The organism is uncultured Methanobrevibacter sp., assembly GCF_947166415.1.
Taxonomy (GTDB): domain Archaea; phylum Methanobacteriota; class Methanobacteria; order Methanobacteriales; family Methanobacteriaceae; genus Methanocatella.
Genome location: NZ_CAMVEE010000007.1, coordinates 23,269 through 40,248, shown reverse-complemented (window position 1 = coordinate 40,248; position 16,980 = coordinate 23,269). Strand labels below are relative to the sequence as shown.

16 protein-coding genes are annotated in these 16,980 nt (G+C 34.3%); 12 read left to right on the top strand and 4 right to left on the bottom strand.

Annotation, left to right across the window (positions count from 1 at the left end):
* The first annotated feature begins 28 nt into the window (after nucleotides 1–28).
* The 7 genes from Q0W25_RS02395 (at nucleotide 29) to Q0W25_RS02365 (ending at nucleotide 5,193) form a co-directional block, all read left to right on the top strand.
* Nucleotides 29–964 carry a CBS domain-containing protein gene (locus tag Q0W25_RS02395; RefSeq protein WP_297825130.1) on the top strand — a complete coding sequence of 312 codons (936 nt, stop codon included), beginning with the start codon at nucleotides 29–31 and terminating at the stop codon, nucleotides 962–964.
* Nucleotides 965–986: 22 nt separating this feature from the next.
* Nucleotides 987–1,787: a CBS domain-containing protein gene (locus tag Q0W25_RS02390; protein WP_298518472.1), complete on the top strand. Its 801-nt coding sequence runs from the start codon at nucleotides 987–989 to the stop codon at nucleotides 1,785–1,787.
* Between the two features lie 36 nt (nucleotides 1,788–1,823).
* Nucleotides 1,824–2,627: a prephenate dehydratase gene (gene pheA / locus Q0W25_RS02385; protein WP_298518534.1), complete on the top strand. Its 804-nt coding sequence runs from the start codon at nucleotides 1,824–1,826 to the stop codon at nucleotides 2,625–2,627.
* Between the two features lie 91 nt (nucleotides 2,628–2,718).
* Nucleotides 2,719–3,453: an endoglucanase gene (locus Q0W25_RS02380; RefSeq protein WP_298518470.1), complete on the top strand. Its 735-nt coding sequence runs from the start codon at nucleotides 2,719–2,721 to the stop codon at nucleotides 3,451–3,453.
* Nucleotides 3,454–3,473: 20 nt separating this feature from the next.
* A complete protein-coding gene (locus tag Q0W25_RS02375; RefSeq protein WP_297825123.1) occupies nucleotides 3,474–4,016 on the top strand; it encodes a hypothetical protein in 543 nt (180 codons plus the stop codon).
* Nucleotides 4,017–4,036: 20 nt separating this feature from the next.
* The gene (locus Q0W25_RS02370) at nucleotides 4,037–4,543 is read left to right on the top strand and encodes a flavoprotein (protein ID WP_298518467.1); all 507 of its coding nucleotides are present in this window, start codon (nucleotides 4,037–4,039) and stop codon (nucleotides 4,541–4,543) included.
* A gap of 35 nt (nucleotides 4,544–4,578) precedes the next feature.
* Entirely contained in the window at nucleotides 4,579–5,193 is a 615-nt protein-coding gene (locus Q0W25_RS02365; RefSeq protein WP_367269914.1) for a phosphopantothenoylcysteine decarboxylase, read from the top strand.
* A 644-nt stretch (nucleotides 5,194–5,837) separates the two neighbouring features.
* Here Q0W25_RS02365 and Q0W25_RS02360 read toward each other — a convergent pair.
* Together Q0W25_RS02360 and Q0W25_RS02355 are read right to left on the bottom strand one after the other, a co-directional pair.
* Complete coding sequence (locus tag Q0W25_RS02360; RefSeq protein ID WP_298518461.1) at nucleotides 5,838–6,479, bottom strand: fibrillarin-like rRNA/tRNA 2'-O-methyltransferase; 642 nt, start codon at nucleotides 6,477–6,479, stop codon at nucleotides 5,838–5,840.
* A 3-nt stretch (nucleotides 6,480–6,482) separates the two neighbouring features.
* Nucleotides 6,483–7,634 carry an NOP5/NOP56 family protein gene (locus Q0W25_RS02355; protein ID WP_298518458.1) on the bottom strand — a complete coding sequence of 384 codons (1,152 nt, stop codon included), beginning with the start codon at nucleotides 7,632–7,634 and terminating at the stop codon, nucleotides 6,483–6,485.
* Between the two features lie 106 nt (nucleotides 7,635–7,740).
* Between Q0W25_RS02355 and Q0W25_RS02350 the strand changes: the two genes are divergently transcribed.
* The 5 genes from Q0W25_RS02350 to Q0W25_RS02330 are packed head-to-tail and all read left to right on the top strand — an operon-like array spanning nucleotide 7,741 to nucleotide 12,841.
* The gene (locus Q0W25_RS02350; protein WP_298518456.1) at nucleotides 7,741–8,280 is read left to right on the top strand and encodes a glycosyl transferase; all 540 of its coding nucleotides are present in this window, start codon (nucleotides 7,741–7,743) and stop codon (nucleotides 8,278–8,280) included.
* Between the two features lie 24 nt (nucleotides 8,281–8,304).
* Nucleotides 8,305–9,216, top strand: a complete 912-nt coding sequence (locus tag Q0W25_RS02345; RefSeq protein ID WP_298518453.1) for a dihydroorotate dehydrogenase — start codon at nucleotides 8,305–8,307, stop codon at nucleotides 9,214–9,216.
* A gap of 2 nt (nucleotides 9,217–9,218) precedes the next feature.
* Entirely contained in the window at nucleotides 9,219–10,019 is an 801-nt protein-coding gene (locus tag Q0W25_RS02340; RefSeq protein WP_298518450.1) for a dihydroorotate dehydrogenase electron transfer subunit, read from the top strand.
* A 12-nt stretch (nucleotides 10,020–10,031) separates the two neighbouring features.
* A complete protein-coding gene (locus Q0W25_RS02335; protein WP_297828392.1) occupies nucleotides 10,032–11,051 on the top strand; it encodes an AI-2E family transporter in 1,020 nt (339 codons plus the stop codon).
* Nucleotides 11,051–12,841 carry a DNA-directed DNA polymerase gene (locus Q0W25_RS02330; RefSeq protein WP_298518446.1) on the top strand — a complete coding sequence of 597 codons (1,791 nt, stop codon included), beginning with the start codon at nucleotides 11,051–11,053 and terminating at the stop codon, nucleotides 12,839–12,841. Before Q0W25_RS02335 ends, Q0W25_RS02330 begins: the two co-directional genes overlap by 1 nt.
* A 17-nt stretch (nucleotides 12,842–12,858) precedes the next feature.
* On the opposite strand, the gene Q0W25_RS02325 is transcribed toward Q0W25_RS02330, so the two are convergent.
* Together Q0W25_RS02325 and comC are read right to left on the bottom strand one after the other, a co-directional pair.
* Nucleotides 12,859–15,699 (bottom strand): hypothetical protein, encoded by a 2,841-nt coding sequence (locus Q0W25_RS02325; protein WP_298518443.1) that lies wholly within the window; start codon nucleotides 15,697–15,699, stop codon nucleotides 12,859–12,861.
* A gap of 235 nt (nucleotides 15,700–15,934) precedes the next feature.
* Complete coding sequence (gene comC, locus Q0W25_RS02320; RefSeq protein WP_298518440.1) at nucleotides 15,935–16,963, bottom strand: L-sulfolactate dehydrogenase; 1,029 nt, start codon at nucleotides 16,961–16,963, stop codon at nucleotides 15,935–15,937.
* Nucleotides 16,964–16,980 lie beyond the last annotated feature (17 nt).

Sequence of the window (16,980 nt, the reverse complement as noted above, 5' to 3'; positions counted from 1 at the left end):
GGTGTATAATTATAGTAGAGGTGTGAAAATGAAAGATAAAACATCCATTAACAGAAAATCAAATACAGGCGCTATTGAACGTGAAACAAAAGTTCATGATAAAGAAGGAGACATCATGGCTATTGCAACCAGAGATGTAGTTTCAATACCTCCTTCAAAAAGTATCAAAGATACCGCCAAAATTATGATGGAACATGAATTTAGAAGATTGCCAATTACAGACCCTGGTTCAGGCAAGTTGTTAGGTATTGTTACAGTAATGGATATATTAGATTTCTTTGGTGGAGGAAAAAAATTCAACATTATTGAGAAAAAATACGAAGATAACTTCTTAGCCGCAATCAACGAACCGGTAAAAGAGATAATGACACGTGATTTGATCACATTGTCTACCAAAGCTTCTATTGGCGAAACTATTGAAGTCATGTTAGCTAACCAGTTAGGTGCTATCCCTCTTGTTGATGCTGATGATAAACTTTCTGCTATTGTAACTGAAAGGGATATTGCTTTATCTTTAGCAGGTGTAGCTGGCAAAGAGACAGTTCAAGATTTCATGAGTCCAAAAGTTTTCACTACAACTCCTGGAACTCCACTTGAAGGCGCATGCAAAATCATGGTTAGGAATGGTTTAAGAAGAATTCCAATTGTTGGTGGAGAAGCAGACATTTCCAAAGCAGCTAAAAAATTATTAGGTATTATAACTTCTACTGATGTTATAAGATTCTTAAATGCAAAAGAATTATTTGACCATTTAAATTCAAATTTAGCAACTGACGTTTTAAAAACAAACATTTCCGAAATCATGGTCAAAGAACCAATTACAATTGAACCAACAATGACTATCGGTGAATTGTGCGAACTCTTCGCTGAAAAGAATATTGGTGGTGTGCCAATTGTTAAAAATGATAATGTCATTGGAATTATCACTGAAAGAGATGTATTAAACGCAGTTAAAAGATATTAAAACATTTATAGGAGATGATAATATGCAAATTAAGAATTTGATGTCTGAGGATTTAATTACTATAGACAAAGATCAAAATCTTTCTGATGCTTTGAAATTGTTACGTAAACACAATGTATCTCGTTTACCAGTAACCAACAATAAGGAGTTAGTCGGTATTATTTCAGAAAGGGATATCGCTAATAAGCTTGGTTCTTCAAAATATGAAAGCATGCCTGCATCAAGACTTCATATTTCATCTGTAATGGTTAAAGATGTAATTACAGTTCCTCAAACTATGCAATTAGGCGAAGTAGCAAAATTAATGTTAGAAAAAGGTATTGGTTCCGTTCCGGTCATGGATGGTGATAAAATGGTTGGAATTGTCTCAAAGGCCGATTTTGTTACCCTTGCAGTAGGAATTGCTTTTGATAAAATCACCGTAAAAGAGTTAATGACAAAAGATTTAAAATCTGTCTCACCAACTGAAAGACTTATCCATGCAAGAAGGGTTATGATTGAGTCCCATGTCGGCAGATTGCCGGTCATTGAAGATGAAACACTTGTAGGAATGATTACTTCTAAAGACTTGATGAGAGCATTCATAGACTTTAGAAAAAATGTTCCTGAAAAATATCAAAAATCTCAAATCAAGGAAGTCAGTGTAGAAGACATCATGTCTTCCAATCCGATTTTCACTTCAAAAGACGCAACCATAAGCGAGGTTTCCAAAATCATGATGGAAACTGGTTACAACGGTTTGCCGGTTGTAGAAGATGGGAAAGTTGTTGGTATTATAACTCAAACAGATATTTTAAGACTAATTGAAAAATTAGAATCTTAAATATCTCTTTTTTTATTTTTTTTAGGAGTGATTGATATTACTTTAATTTCTTTTTTAGGTCCTAATGGCACATTTACACACGAAGCGGCAAGCATCATGGGAGATAATCTAGTTCCTTTCTGCAGCATTCCTGCGGTTATGGAAAGCGTAAATAGCGGTGAATGTAAATATGGCGTTATTCCAATTGAAAATTCAATTGAAGGGCCTGTGGGCGTTACTTTAGATTCATTGGCCCACAAGTTTGATTTGACTATTTTTAAAGAGATTATCATTCCAATCAATCAAAATTTAATTGTCAATCCCGGTTGTAGAATTGAAGACATCAAAGATGTTTATTCACATGGCCAAGCGATAGCACAATGCAGGGAATTTATTGCCCGAAACAATCTTCAGCCTCATTACGCAGTAAGTACTGCAAGAGCGGCCAAGGATATAATTGGAGATAAATCTAAAGCAGCAATAGCAAATGCTAAAGCCATTGAATTTTATGATTTGGAAATTCTCGAGTCCAATATTCAGGATGTTGACAACAATGAAACTAGGTTCATTGTAGTTTCAAAGGATGGTCATGAAATCACAGGCAAGGACAAGACCTCAATTATCTTTTCAATTTATGAAGACCGTCCTGGGGGTTTGTATAACATTTTAGGAATCTTTCAGCAGGACAATATTAATTTAACCAAAATCGAATCCCGGCCATCCAAACAGGGTTTGGGCAAATACTTGTTCTTTGTTGATTTTGAAGGCCACAAAGATGATGAAAAAATTGCAAACATTCTTGATGAAATTGAAGACAGCACTTATTTTTTCAAAGTTTTAGGTTCCTATCCTGAATTTTAGACATGGTGTCTAAGCAGTCTTTCAATTAGGTAAACTTATAAATTAAAATTGATATATACTATATTATTATAATAATTTCAGGAGGGTAGGAATGGCTGATGATAGAGAAAAACTTCTAAGAATCATGGACAGTTTAGAAAAAGATTATCGTTCAGGTAAGCTTTCTGCTGATAAGTATAGTTATTTCCGTTCTAAATATGAAGATAAACTAAATTCAATTGATGCTAGGGAAGCCACCAAAAGGATAAGGTCTATGCAAGGTAAACCGTCCAATAATCAAAGAAAAAGAAGAAAACCTACCAATAAAAGAAAAGAAGAGCAAGATTTAGTTGAAAAATACATTATCAATCCTAAAAAAGGGGATGCTAAATATAATAAACCAGAGAAATCATCAATGGATGGCGGTACTTTCAAATTAATTTTGGTATTGGTATTAGTTGTTGCCTTTACAGCAGGTATAGCATATGGTGTATTTAGTTTCGATTTTGATAGTGTATCAAATACAAATTCTGTAGCAATAGTTCAAGACACTGCATTTCCTGAAATTAAAGAGGTTGTAAATAAAACCGTTACAAATACTACTTATAACGTTACTGAAGAAGTTGTTAACGTCACTGAAGTTGTAGATGATAATCAAAATCAAGATGTTGAAACCACAACAGATACTTCAACAGATAACTCCAACAACGATTATAATCCAACTGACAATACAAATAACCAGGATTCCGGTAACGAAGGTTCCCAATCTGATCAAGGCGGTTCAGATCAAGGGGGCAATGAAGGCTCCCAATCTGATCAAGGCGGTTCAAATCAGCAAGGTAATTAATTCTATTCAGAGGTAAGATTATGAACAATAAAATATTAAAAGGAAGTATCATTGTATTGATATTGGCTTTGGCGGTCCTTTCTGTTTCAATGGTAAGTGCTGATTCAAACAGTACATCTATTTTAACATTATCAAAAGGAGGTATTGTTATTAATTATCCTTCTGATTGGGGTTACTCTGAAGCTACTTCTCCAGACTCAATCATGGCGATTTCAAAATTAAGTTCCATTGATTCTGCCGGAGTAGGTCAAGTGAACATAAATGTTGAAAAAAGACCTATTGAAGGGGGAGACTTCTACACTTTTGTTAATAATACATATAAATCCATGCAATATGATTCTAATTTCAAGCTATTGTCTTCTGGAGCTGTAATGCTTGGAGATATTGAAGCTTTACAATATATGTATACTTCCAATATAAACGGCACAGAAAAAGAGCATAAAGCCGTTTGGTTTGAAAAAGGTGGACAGGCATATGTTTTACTTTACAGCGCACCTGTAAATCAGTTTGAATCCAATATGTACGTATTTGATTTCATATTGTCTGACATTAGAATCACATAATTATTTTTTTAGGTGTTAAAATGATTGTATTATGCGTTACAGGTAGCATAGCCGCTACCGAATCTATAAAATTGGCCCGTGAATTAAAAAGGAATGGTGTTGATGTCAAATGTTTCATGAGCGAAGCTGCCTGTGAAATAATCCATCCAAATTCCATGGAATTTGCAACAGGCCAGGAAGTTGTAACTGAATTGACAGGTAAAATTGAGCATGTAAGATATGCTCAGGAAGACCTGATTCTTGTTGCTCCAGCTACTGCAAATACCATTTCCAAATTTGCGCATAAAATAGCTGACAATCCGATATCAACTTTATTAATCACTGCTTACGGTCATGATACGCCGATAATCTTTGTCCCTTCCATGCATGATTCAATGTATGAAGCCATTAAAGAGAACATTGAAAAAATCAAGCAGGAAGGTTCAGCTACTTTTATTAAACCTAGAATGGATGAAGGCAAAGCAAAATTCTCGTCTAAAGAGGATATTGTCCTCGAATCTTTAAGAACTATTAACTTGAACAAATGATGAACATGGTTAAGGGTAAAAAGATTTTGATAAGTATGGGCGGTACTTACGAGCCCATTGATTCTGTTAGGGGGATAACCAATAAATCTTCCGGAAAGATGGGTTTGGAACTGGCTAAAGAAGCTTATATTCGAGGTGCTGACTTGACATTGGTTGTAGCTAATGTCAATGTTGATATTCCATCTGTTTTTGAAACAATTCCTGTTGAAACAAGTAAGGAAATGAATGATGTTATTTTAAGCATAATAGGCGACTATGACATATTCATCTCTGCGGCTGCGGTTTCAGATTTTGAATTTAAAAAACAGGATGATAAGAAAATCGATTCAAGCAGTTCATTATTTCTTAATTTAAAGCCAACCACTAAAATCATTCGTCAAATCAAAAAAATCAATCCGGATATCTTTTTAGTGGGATTCAAAGCCGAATTTAACATTTCTCGTGATGAGATAATCAAGTGCGCTAAAAAGCAGATTGTTGATGCTGGTACCGATCTTGTAATAGCCAATGACATTTCAAGGGACGGTTGCCATTTCGGGTCCGACAACAATGAGGTTCTGATTGTTGATGATGAGGTACTATCAGTTCCTTTGGCATCCAAAAAACAGATTGCAAAAACAATATTTGATGTAATTTCTCAAAAATTATAGTTGCATGTAGATGCTCCAATTACTATTTATCTTTTTTCAGATTATCTTTTAAAATTATTTAATTTATAATCAATATTTCACCATGATTTATCATGAGGTGTTGTTTATTTATTTCGTAAAATTAAGATAATTGATTTGATTTCACTTGGGGATTGGTGAAAATTATATTTTCAAATTTTTATTTTAAAATTTCTTTATTTTGTCATTATCCTAGTATGGTATTTTCATTTTCAAATGCTGTTTTTGTATATGTTGTAAAATTGGTTTCAATATTGTCCCATTATTGATTTGATTATCTGCAAATAACTACTATTTCATATGCTGATTAGGGCAATATTCAGTAATACTTTTTTAAATAAAATAAGCAAAATTTATCTTGAAAAAAAAGTCTTCTAAAAATAAGTATTTTAATAAAATAAGTTCATGCCTTTAGGTGTTAGTTAAATGGAGTGATTAATAGAGTGAATCAACCTAAAGGACGTTTCAATGAACTTTTATTTTATTTGCATTAGCATATTTTATTTAATATTTTCTAGTATAAAAAGGTATCTAAGTAATACTTTTTTGGGATTTTTGTAGTAATTTTTTATTTATCTCTTTGTTTGTTTTTTAGTGATTTGGCTTAAAAAATTACTTGATTTTTTTTAAAAATTTTTTTCCACTAACAATGCAATATGGTCTTTTTCGTATGGTTCCAGTTTTACTTTTTCAATAATTTTAAAACCTTTTTCTTTCAATTTCTTTTCTTGTTCCTTGAAAATCTTTTTAGGTTTTTGTACTACGTCTATGCTTCTAGCCTTAATCATTAAAAGACCCACTCCATCTTCACTTGAGAATAAGTTCATGTTCCTCATAAACAATTCTGTCTGTGTTGGCTGGGCCACATCACAGTACACTAAGTCTGATTTTTCGACAATGTTGAGATATCCTTTCGGTTTGGTTGCATCACCTAAAATCGGAGCAATATTAAGTCTTTGTCTTGAAAGCTGAACCAGTTTTTTGGCTGTTGTCGGTGAAAATTCAACGGCATATACTCGTCCATCAAGTACTATATCTGAAATGTGGGACACGGTTGTTCCAGTTGATGCACCAAGGTACAGCACTTTTGAAGTGTCCAGAAGCTCCAGATTTTCTAATCCATTTAAGAGCGCTGCAGCTAATTTTGAACGTCTAGGATTCCATATTCTATATTCTTCATCTTCACCAATCAACTCTTCGCCATAAACTGATATGCCTGGTGTCATATTTTTAGTTGCAACATTTCCATTTTTAAAATAAACTTTCATGGCCTATCTCCTTTTCTTTTTCTTTCTGGATTTTCTCTTCTTATTTTTGGATTTGGCTTTCTCTTCACTTCTTCTTTTGGAGGTCTTTGTTGGAAACGGATTCTCTTTTTCTATCTCTTCAACTCTTTTCTTGAAATCTTCAAAAACATTTTCATCGAATGTCTTAGTAAAAACATCTCTTCTGACGGCTAAGGATATTTTACCTGCCAACATTCTGGCTATTTTTCCACGATTCCACCATTTTGCGCCTCTCACTTGAGGATGCTGGTAGATCAAACCATATTTGGGTGGTCTGTCTCCGCTCTTCAAATGCCTGAACAATGCCTTTTCAGCACCCATTATTTGAACGGTACTTGACGGATATAGGGCAAGCCTTTTAATTCCACCTGCATGTGAAATCAGTTTAGCACCAAGTGTCGAACCAACCAAAAGTCTCAAGTTCGGTGCAACGCTTTGCATTTTTAAATCGATGTATTCTTCAATGTTTCTTCTTGATTTTTGAAGTTCATAAATGGAATTGGCATAATTATTCATTATTTCTATGTCTTGCGGATTGATATCCTCTTCGAGATCTATAATGTCCCCCGGGAATGCATCAGGCTTTGCTTTTATAATCTCTTCCTTGCTTTTATTTTGTGAAATCAGCTTAATGTATGTCTCATTATTTCTGATGACTTCCATTTCAGGGAAGTATAGTGCATACCATTCCCTTATCCTTTCGATTAGTTTGGATATTGCCTCATCTATTTCGTCTATGGAATTGATGGCCTGTATCAGATGTTTGTCTTCTCCTGCAGATTCTTTTTTAATCCTATAAATTGCAAAATTCTGATAAATTTCAGCAAGTGCATCATTATCCAAACCAAATTCAGCATAGTTGCTTCTCAAGTATTCTCCGCCCTGATTTGGTGTTTGGATTTTAATTTTATCGCAGGAATAATCAGACAATCTTTTATTCGATTCGATTATTATTTCATCATAATCTTTTGACAGCTCTTCGATTATTTCAATCTCTTCAGCTACAATCTTTTTATCATCAATGTCAGCTAATCTGTCGAGCACTTCATCTTCCGGAAATAATTTTTCTGAAATTAATCTGTTTTCATTATTAAAAGCTAAAAATCCTTTAACACAGTAAGTTACATAACATTCCATAAGATAAATTATTCATTTTATTTTTAATAAGTATTGTCTATTCATCTAAAATTTGCAGTTTCCTCTCCAAAGTATTTTTTATGAGGAAATTTAAATTATTAATTGTATGTCAAGGGAAAGTTTGGACGATTTAAGATATGAATTGGAACTAAAAAATGCCGAAATAGATGAGCTAAATATGGAACTCGCTCAAAAAACAGAAGAAATCAATAAACTGAAAATATATTCCACCAAATTGAAATATCAAAATAAGAATCTGGAAGATAAGCTGGACACCAAAATAGATTATGACAAGGCAAGAAGTAAGGAATTGAATGATTTGGAAGAAAAGATTAAAGAAAAGGAAATCATCATTGAAGACAAGCAGGATCAAGTGAAATATTTAAGGTCATTAATTGACGCTTATAAAGACCAAATCGCATCAAATACTGAAAACCTTGAACTTCAGCTTAAAAAAATTACAAAGAATTATGAGGAGTTATTAAAACAGAAGGACATCATTATCGAAAAACAGGACAATCAGATTAAAAACCTCATCAAATCAAAAGAAGAACTCATCAAAACCAATAAGACCAATAGTGTTGGCTTGAAATTGCAAAATGAAAAATATCAGGAAATCATTGAAAAATTAACAAAAACTAATTAAACAATTAATTACAAAGTTGATATTATGTTGAAAACAAATGTTTGCGGAGTGGAATTCAGGAATCCCCTGATGTTAGCGGCAGGGATTATGGGAAGCAATGCCTCATCAATGAATTGGATTTTAAAATCAGGCGCAGGAGGAGTAGTTTCAAAATCTTTTTCTTTAAATCCTCACCCAGGCTATCCGAATCCAACAACTGTGGCTGTTGAAGGAGGAATTTTGAATGCAATAGGACTTTCAAATCCTGGTGTTGAAAACTTTAAAGAGGAATTGAAAAAAATAGAACATGAAAATAATGTTGTCATAGCATCCATTTATGGGGCAACACCCGATGAATTTTCAAAATTGGTGAGTGAAGTCCAGGATTATGTTGACATGATTGAATTGAACATTTCCTGCCCTCATGCAATGGAAGGATTTGGAGCGTCAATCGGACAGAATTGTAATTTAAGCCATACAATTGTCTCAGCAGCAAAGGATGCATCAGATGTTCCGATTATTGCAAAATTGACACCTAATGTTACAGATATCACAGAAATCGCTAAAACCTGTGAAGATGCAGGTGCAGATGCGTTGTCTCTTATCAATACATTGGGTCCTGGAATGAAAATCAATATTGATGTCGCCCGACCGGTCCTTTTCCATAAGTCCGGAGGAATGAGTGGAAAGGCAATTAAACCGATAGCTATCAGCAATGTATATTCTGTTTATGAAGCTGTTGACATTCCATTGATTGGTGTTGGCGGAATTTACACCTTTGAAGACGTTGTGGAATTTATTTTTGCAGGTGCAAGAGCAGTGCAGATTGGAACTGCCGTTATGGATGAAGGTGTAGACGTATTTGCCAAAATCAACAGCGGTTTAGAAAAGTTCATGTCCGATAAGGGATACTCATCCATTGATGAGATGGTAGGACTGGCACACAGGGAGTTGTAAAAATGATTAACGAACCGAAAATAGTAGAAATAACAGAAATTATTGAAGAAACTCCTACAATTAAAACTTTTAAATTTGATTGGGACTATGAATCTGTTGGAAAACCTAATCCCGGAGAGTTTGTCATGGTTTGGAATTTTAAAAACGAAAAACCAATGTCAATTGCCCAAATTAATGATAACGAATTGGCAATTACAGTCAAAAACATCGGAGAGTTCACCTCTCAATTGCACGATCTAAAAGTCGGCGACCAGATCGGTGTCAGAGGCAGTTATGGAAATGGCTTTGACAATTCATTTGAAGGTAAAAAGATTATAGCTATTGGAGGTGGAGTGGGAATGGCTCCAATCAATGCAATAGCAAGCGATTTAATCAATAAGGGCAATGAAGTCAGTGTCATATCTGCAGCCCAAACAAAAGATGAATTATTATATATTGAGTCTTTAGAGGATATGGGAGTTGACGTACATCCATGCACTGATGATGGAAGTTTCGGATTTGAAGGTTTTGCAACTGATTGCCTTAATGACCTGCTTGAAAGCACAACTTATGATTATGCATTTGTCTGCGGTCCTGAAATAATGATGAAAGGAATATTTGATATTCTTGAAAACTCCAAAATACCTGCACAATATTCCCTTGAAAGATACATGAAATGCGCTTTGGGAGTATGTGGCCAATGTTGCGTTGACAGCGAAGGATGGAGAATATGCGTTGAGGGACCTGTTTTTGAAAATGATAAGATAGTTCAAATTACTGAATTTGCGAAATACAGAAGGGACGCTTCTGGAGTTAAATATTAAAGATGTGATAAAATGGGATTAGATATTAAAGAACACTTAACTCCGCCCGTATTGCTGATAATATTCTTGTTAGTAGTTTCTTTAATGATAATATTTCCTGTTTTGAATATGGTTATTTTGGGGGCTATTCTAGCCTATGGAATTAGGCCAGTTGCCTTGAAAATTCAAAGCAAATTAAAATATTCTTCCATTTCCATTTTATTGGCGATGGTTCTTGTATTGATTCCTTTGATACTGTTAATCGCATATATTGTTTTTGAGGTTTCAGCATTTGTAACATGGGTTTTAGCCAACAATTCGAATGCAAATCTCCAAGGAACCATTAATTTGGCATCAATGTATTTGCCAAATCTAGATGTCAATTCCATTGCTTCAAGTATTGAATCTGTAATTTCCGGAGTTGGCACTTCCATTTTAAATTATATTGTTAAATTTGCAAGCAAACTGGCAAACATAACTTTAGATTTATTTATATTGGTTTGTTCTATATTTTATTTTGTTCGCGATGGGGGAAAATGTATAGAATTCATCCGTTCATTCGTTCCGGATGATTCCAAAGACTTTTTCGATAACACTATCCAGTCTGTTAAGGATGTTTTAAGAAGCATATTTTATGGACACTTTTTAACTTCTGTTATCATTGGTATTTTTGCATGTATAGGTTATTCAATTTTAGGATATCCATTCGGAATATTTTTAGGTGTTTTAACAGGCATACTTCAGTTGATTCCAGTATTTGGGCCATGGCCAATCTATTGGGCATTATTCTTCATAGACATATTCAGCGGCAACTATCCAAGAGCGATAGTGGTGTTGCTGTTCGGATTTTTCCTAAGCACTGTCGACATGTATATCAGACCAGCTTTATCAAGCCATTATGCAGACATACATCCATTAATCCTGCTAATAGGATTCCTTTCCGGACCATTGGTTTATGGAATAGTTGGTTTTATCGTTGGACCTTTGATTTTAGGAATAACTTATGCCGTTTTAGACAGTTACCGAAACGAGTATATTTTAGGTGATGAATGATGCAGGAAAATGTTGTCATTCTTGACATAGATTATGTGACTTTTGATGAAAAACCAGTCATCCGTTTGTTTTCAAAACAGGGAGACAAGAATGTAATTCTTTTGGATGACACTTTTGAACCTTATTTATATGTCGTTTCAGATGAAATCGATAAATGCATAAATGAAATTCATGAAAATCTGGAGGATGTGCGTGCTGAAAGGATTGTCAAAAAGGACTTTCAGATTGAAAAGGAATTCATTAAAGTAACTTTCAAGCATCCTCAAGAACTTGCAAAGAATAGAGATACTTTAAGGGATCTTGAAGGAGTCATGCAGATTAGGGAATTTGACATCCCATTTTATAGGAGATATCTGATGGACAGGGACGTAATCCCTATGACTGAAGTAACCGCAATAGGTGAGGAAGAGGAGTCTTTTCTTAATTTGGATTCCAAAAAGCAGGATGTCAAAATAATCAAGTTAACTGATAAGCTAAGGCGCGCAAGCGAATACCCTCAAAAATTCAGAATTCTAAGTTTTGACCTTGAAGTCAGAAATCCTCACGGAATGCCGAACTCAGAAGATGATGAAATCATCATGATTGGAGTTGCAAGCAATTTCGGCATCAACCAGGTAATATCAACAAAGACAAACTCTGCTGATAGGGATGATTTCGTAAATCATGTAGGTTCTGAAAAGGAAATGATTGAGGAGTTTGTAAGGATTATTAAAGAGAATAATGTTGACATTATTGTAGGTTACAATTCAGATAATTTCGATTTCCCATACCTTAAGGACAGGGCCAAAATCCTAGGTGTTGATTTGGATATTGGTATGGATGGATCTGATGTAAAGTATATCAGAAGGGGATACGCAAATGCAGCTTCATTTAATGGATTGATTCATGTTGATTTGTATTTAGTAATGAGAAGATACATGACTTTAGAAAGATACACTCTTGAAAGAGTTTATTATGAGCTCTTTGGTGAGGAAAAGATAGATGTTCCTGGTGAGAGGATTTGGGAATTTTGGGACAATGGTGGTGAGGAATTGGATAACCTGTTCGATTATTCCCTTGATGATGTGGTATCCACATTGAAGATTGCAGAGCAGACATTGCCGCTTAATTTAGAGCTCACCCGTATCATAGGTCAGCCATTATTTGACGTTAGCCGTATGGCCACAGGTCAGCAGGCAGAATGGTTTTTAGTAAAACAAGCTTATTTTGATGGTGAAGTGGTTCCAAACAAGCAGGGAGCTAATTTCTTAGACCGCGCCAATGCAGAAGACAATGAAGGCGGTTATGTGAGGGAACCTGAAACAGGCCTTCACGAAAATTTGGTGCAATTCGATTTCAGAAGCCTATATCCGAGTTTGATTATATCCAAAAACATCTCACCCGACGTTATGGTTCTTGGGGATGTTGAAAATGAAGACGATTATAACATTTCTCCTGAACACGGATTGAAATTTAAGAAATCTCCTCAAGGATTTATTCCTTCAGTCATCGATAAGATCCTGCAGGAAAGATTCAGACTCAAACGTGAAATGAAGGAATCTCAAGATGAAACAGAAAAGAAATCCTTAAACGTTCAGCAGCAGGCCATCAAAAGGTTGGCAAATACAATGTATGGTATTTATGGTTTTCCAAGGTTTAGATGGTATTCATTTGAATGTGCAAAGGCAATTACATCATGGGGAAGACAATACATCAAATCATCAATTAAAAAAGCAGAAGAATTCGGTTTTTACACAATATATGCTGATACTGATGGTTTTTATGCAAAATATCAAAAAGAAAAAAAGTAAGAGAAAATTAATTTTCTCTATTTAGTTATTTTTATTGAAGATGTTGCAGCTGTAGCAATACAATATTTGTTTGCCGAAGTAACAACAACCTTATGCAGTCCAACATCTATTGATTTAATAGGAAGTTTAGCAATCCCATCAGTACCAGTTCTTACAGTATATGTTTTATATGAACTGCCTGTGTAAACCTTAATAGTTAATTGAACTCCTTTAACTACATTTTTAGTTTTTGTATTGGTCATTTTAGCTTTAAAGTAGCCATTTGAACCTTTTTTAGCAACTACTGTTGTAAGGGTCAATTTTGTTGGGGATTTCAAAACAGTAATTTTTGAATCCACTTTGCTGCATGCAAAGTTTTTGGAATCAGCACCGGTTACTTCAACCCTATATGTTCCAGGAGCTAAATCAATTGAAAGTTTGATTTGTCCGTTTCCTCCGGTATTTCCGGTATAAGTGTAGTATCTTGTAGGTGCAAAGATTTTAATGGTTAATTTTGCATCGTAGATAGGTTGATTGTTTTTGGCTGGATTAACCAATCTTACAGTAAAGTATTTGCCGTCTTTGTAGTATGCTGTTACTGCTGGTGCAATGATTTTTGCAGTAGCTTTAGTTACGGTAATATATTTGGTTACAGAACTTGCAGCATATCTAGGTTCGTAGTTTTCTTCGGCCATTCCCACAACCATTTTATGTTTTCCAACTGCTAAAGAAGCGCTGAATCTTACGACTCCTTTGCTGTCAGCTTGGAATCTTAAAATGTTGTATTTTGTGGAAGTGGTGTACAGTTTTACTTTAATGACAGCGTTAGGTACAGGTTTTCCAGTTTTAGCATTCACGATTTTGATAATTGAAGTAACTCCAGTGTTGAATTTAACAGCAGAGTCTTTTGCAATAATCTTTACGCCAACTTTTTTAATAGTGATTGTTCCATTCACGCTTTTTTCATTAATGTTAACTGTATCATTGTTGCTTACTGTTAATGAATAAGTTCCTGGAATTAAATTTGTCACGCTAATTTTACTTTTTCCATTTGAATCAGTACCGAAGTAGTAGTCTTTAGCGGTAGTTTTTGGCATGTATAAATGAATGATTATTCCAGGCATAGGCTCACCAAGTGAATTAGTAACTGTGATTGTTACATTTTTCTTTGTTTGGTAAGGTTCAGTGAATGCATCAATTTTTATGTTGATTGTAGCTTTAGTGATTGTTAAATTGGTTGTCACTTTTGTGGATTTAACATTACTGTCAGTTGATAATTCTACGGTGTAATTTCCTACTCTTAATTCGTGCATTGATAAGGTATTGTTGACATTATCAAAGACGTATAGGTTTGCGGTTTTAAAGATTGCAATACCTTCACTGTTTGTAGTGGTTGAAAATCCGACTTTGATATTTCCGGTAGTGTATAATGAGAGTTTTACTCCGCTGATTGGAGCATCGTCATTGTCTGTATCAACTACTTTGAATGTGAAATTGCCTGTCTTATATTCGTTTTCATTGTTGACCACTACAATTCTTGCATTGTAGATTCTATTTAAAGTAACATTTTTTGAAACAGTGTTATTGTATGTAACAGTTAATGTAGCGGTTGTGAAATTGAGATTTTCCAATTCTAATGTGAAAGTTCCATCTTCAAAGTTAATGATGTTATAATTAACAGGTACTGTGTCATTACCACTTTTGTAGCTTATGTCAAATCTTATGTTATTTGTATCAAAGTCAAATAGATCCACACCGTTTGTAACGTTTATGATTGTCACATTGGTTTTTTTGGTGGAGTTCACGTTGACTGGAGTTTGAACGTTAATGGTAATGTTTCCAACAACAGATGCAGTGACAGTTTTATTTGATTCTCCATAGGTATCATTACCAAGATATTTGATGGTAATTGTATGGTTTCCGGTACTTAATGATGAAATTGTAATTATTGAGTTATTGTATGTGAATTGAAGTTCTTTACCGTTTTCAATAACTTTTAAATCAGCTGCAGTAATATTCAATACATTTTCACCACTTAAAACTGAAATGGTTATAGTCTTATTGTCACTTTCATTAAATCTCACATTATTTGCATTTACTTGTGTAGCATATTTCAATGCAACTCTTTTGGATGAAGTTGGTCCATCGGAATAGCTGACATTCACATATGCAGAAACGAATTGGCGATTCAATGAGAATCTGACTGTATTGTTTTCAATATTGAATACAGTGATTATTTCAGAAGTCGCATTTCCATATTCGTCAATACATGTTAAATTTAAAGTTAATTTGGATTTATCAACAATATATTCCATTACACCATCGGAAACAATGAGTGGAATTTCTACAGTATTTCCGTCAGTTGTAACTGTGGATGGAGCATCTAATGTTTTATTTCCAAATATTGATAAAGTAATAGTTTTTGATGAATTACCGTATAAAGCATTTCCTAAAAAGTTAATGGTTATGTTATGTTTTCCAACTGTTAATTCGTCAACAATAATCAATTCTGGATTATTATATATGAAATGTAGTTCTTCATCTCCTTTTAGGACTGTAAGTTCATCTGGGTGGACATCAAGGGTTTGGCTTGAATTGCCCTGAACAACCATGATAATTTTAGTTTCAGTTCCTTTAGGTATTTCTGTGTCTTGGGCATAAACTGTAGTATTCATTAGTTCTGGATTGTCGGCACCGTCTCCTTCACCATCCTCTAAAATTGTGCCGTCATTTTCTACAGCTAAAACATCTAACCCTTCATTGTCTACCTGTGTAGTAATGTCTGTTGCATTATCTTCACTTGCACAAACAGACCCCATACTTACTAATAGAAACAACGATATTGCTATTAGCAAGAGGTAAGAGTTTTTAAGTTTCATAACTTTTTTCCTCCTTTTTAATAAAAATCATATTTTTTTAAAAGAATTATGATTTTCGGTATACTTAATATTAATAATTTATAACATTTAACTTTATGTTTTAATTCTATATAATCATTTTCGATTTAAATGTACTAAAATCAAATTTATTTTACAATTTTTCATGTTTGTCACGATATGACTTGTTAATTATTTCATATCGATAGTCAATAAAAAAAGATTTGAAGAATAATGATTATTCTTCTATGTATGAATCAATATCGATATCTAAGTTTTCACAAATTTCTTTCAACTGTTCGTATAATTTTGCATCAATTTCCAAACCGTTTGCTTCAGCTTCAGCGATTCTTTTCACTTCTAAATCACCAGGGATGGCTACATTTTCTCCGGTTGACCTGATTTGTGATACGAAGTCTTCAGTATTTGCAACAAACTCATCAAAATCGACGAATTTGGATGGATCAATTACAACGTATAAGTCTCCTTTGGTACAATCCTTATCTGGGGAAGCAGTACCTGTTACGCCGTATCCGTATCCTGCACTTACTAATGGTCCGGTTAGGATTTCCACAAGCAATGCTAGTGCATATCCTTTGAATCCACCGAATGGCAATATTGATCCTTCAAGAGCGGCAACTGGGTCGTTAGTAGGTTTTCCGTCCTTGTCCAATGCCCATCCGTCAGGCAAATCAAGTCCTTTTCTTTTGGATTCGATGATTTTTCCACGTGCTGTGGCGGATGTTGCCATGTCTACGGTAATGTATGATTCAGATGGAATACCCAGCGCAATAGGGTTGGTTCCAATCAAAGGTTTGCTTGCTCCCAATGGTGCAATTGCAGGGTCGGTATTTGCAAGAACCAATCCAATACAGTTTTCCCTTAATGCAAGGTCTGAATAAAATCCTGTAACACCGAAGTGGTTTGTATTGTGAACACCTACACATCCAATTCCAACATCTTTTGCTTTTTTGATAGCTATTTGCATGGCTTTGTATGATACAGCTTGTCCGAATCCGCTGTTACCATTGATTAAAGCGATTGCAGGTGTTTCCTTTTCGATTACAATATCATCTTTTAAGTTGATGGTTCCTGATTCGATACTTATCAAGTATTGTGGGAATCTTCCAAGTCCATGTGATGTAAATCCTTTTAAATCAGCATCAATTGTTGCTTCAGCTACAAATTCACTGTCCTCTTCACTAGCTCCTAATTTTTTCAATATTTCCTTAACGAGAGCTATTTCATTATCTTTCATTATCTTCATTCGCACACCTCAATTTT